This is a genomic window from Shewanella sp. SG44-6 (genome assembly GCF_014164185.1).
In the GTDB taxonomy this organism is placed as follows: domain Bacteria; phylum Pseudomonadota; class Gammaproteobacteria; order Enterobacterales; family Shewanellaceae; genus Shewanella; species Shewanella vesiculosa.
In genome coordinates this window covers 1-1,633 of record NZ_JACJER010000266.1, presented here as the reverse complement: position 1 = coordinate 1,633, position 1,633 = coordinate 1, and the positions used below count along the sequence as shown (strand labels likewise).

At 49.2% G+C, this 1,633-nt stretch carries 2 protein-coding genes; both read left to right on the top strand.

Going from position 1 to position 1,633, the window contains the following annotated elements; all coding sequences use genetic code 11:
* Nucleotides 1-909, top strand: a 909-nt coding sequence (locus H5185_RS23510) for an ArsJ-associated glyceraldehyde-3-phosphate dehydrogenase (RefSeq protein WP_182743283.1), incomplete at its 5' end; no start/stop codon positions are given.
* 5 nt (nucleotides 910-914) lie between these two features.
* The coding region (locus H5185_RS23505) for an MFS transporter (RefSeq protein WP_182743280.1) at nucleotides 915-1,633 on the top strand (719 nt) is incomplete at its 3' end.

Here is a 1,633-nt window from a genome sequence, read left to right as displayed (position 1 = left end):
CCCGCAGGGGATGCGGCGACCTTAGCCCATTTGCTGACATTCGACTCTGTGCATGGTCGCTGGCAGTACGAAGCCAATGCCGATGGCGATGACATCATTATCGATGGCAAGCGTATTCGCTGTACTCGCAATAAAACCATCGGGGAAACCGATTGGTCCGGTTGTGATGTGGTGATTGAAGCTTCGGGTAAAATGAAAACCAAAGCAGTGCTACAAGCTTATTTAGATCAAGGTGTTAAACGCGTTGTAGTCACGGCGCCTGTTAAAGAAGAGGGCGTGTTAAACGTTGTCATGGGAGTGAATCATCAACTCTATGACAAAGCTATTCATCCGATTGTGACTGCGGCCTCCTGTACTACTAACTGTTTGGCGCCGATCGTTAAAGTGATCCACGAAAACCTCGGCATAGTACATGGTTCCATGACGACCATTCATGATATTACCAACACTCAAACTATTTTAGATGCACCGCATAAAGATCTCCGTCGTGCGCGGGCCTGTGGTTTAAGCTTAATCCCCACAACGACGGGCTCGGCGACAGCCATTACCCATATTTTCCCTGAACTCAAAGGTAAGCTCAACGGCCATGCGGTGCGGGTGCCATTAGCGAATGCCTCATTAACTGATTGCGTGTTCGAGGTGAGTCGCAAAACGACCGAAGCTGAGGTCAATCGCCTGTTAAAAGAAGCGGCAGACGGACCGCTAAAAGGCATTTTAGGTTATGAGGAACGTCCATTAGTCTCGGTCGATTATAAAACCGATCCGCGTTCGAGCATTATCGATGCGTTATCGACCATGATTATCAATGGCACTCAGGTCAAACTCTACGCTTGGTATGACAACGAGTGGGGTTATGCCAATCGCACCGTCGAACTGGCCCGCATGGTCGGTCTGATGGATAAGGCATAAGCTTTATGGGTAAGCTGACAGGGTTCTTGTCTAACATATCACCCGAGATCCGCCAGTATTTGGTGGTCACAGGCAACTATTGGGCATTCACGCTCACCGATGGCGCATTACGTATGTTAGTGGTGCTCCATTTCCATGGATTAGGTTATAGCCCGCTGCAAATTGCCATGCTATTCCTCTTCTATGAAATCTTTGGGGTGGTAACGAACTTAGTCGGCGGCTGGCTCGGGGCGCGTTTAGGCTTAAATAAGACCATGAATGTAGGCCTATTTATGCAGATTGTCGCCCTTAGCATGCTGCTTGTGCCTAGCGGTATGCTCACGGTTGCTTGGGTGATGGCGGCGCAGGCCTTGTCGGGTATCGCTAAAGATCTCAATAAGATGAGCGCTAAAAGCAGTATCAAGTTGTTGGTGCCCAATGATGCTCAGGGTGAGCTGTATAAGTGGGTTGCCATGCTTACTGGCTCCAAAAATGCGCTAAAGGGCGCGGGGTTCTTCTTGGGCGGTGCCTTACTGACCCTGTTTGGATTCCAGCAGGCCGTGTTAGGTATGGCGATTGGCCTATTACTGGTGTGGATTTTTAGTCTGTTAAGTTTGCAACGCGATTTAGGTAAAGCCAAAAACAAACCTAAGTTCACGGAAATTTTCTCTAAGAGTCCGGCGGTAAACACGCTTTCTGCCGCACGCATGTTTTTGTTTGGTGCGCGGGATGTGTGGTTTGTGGT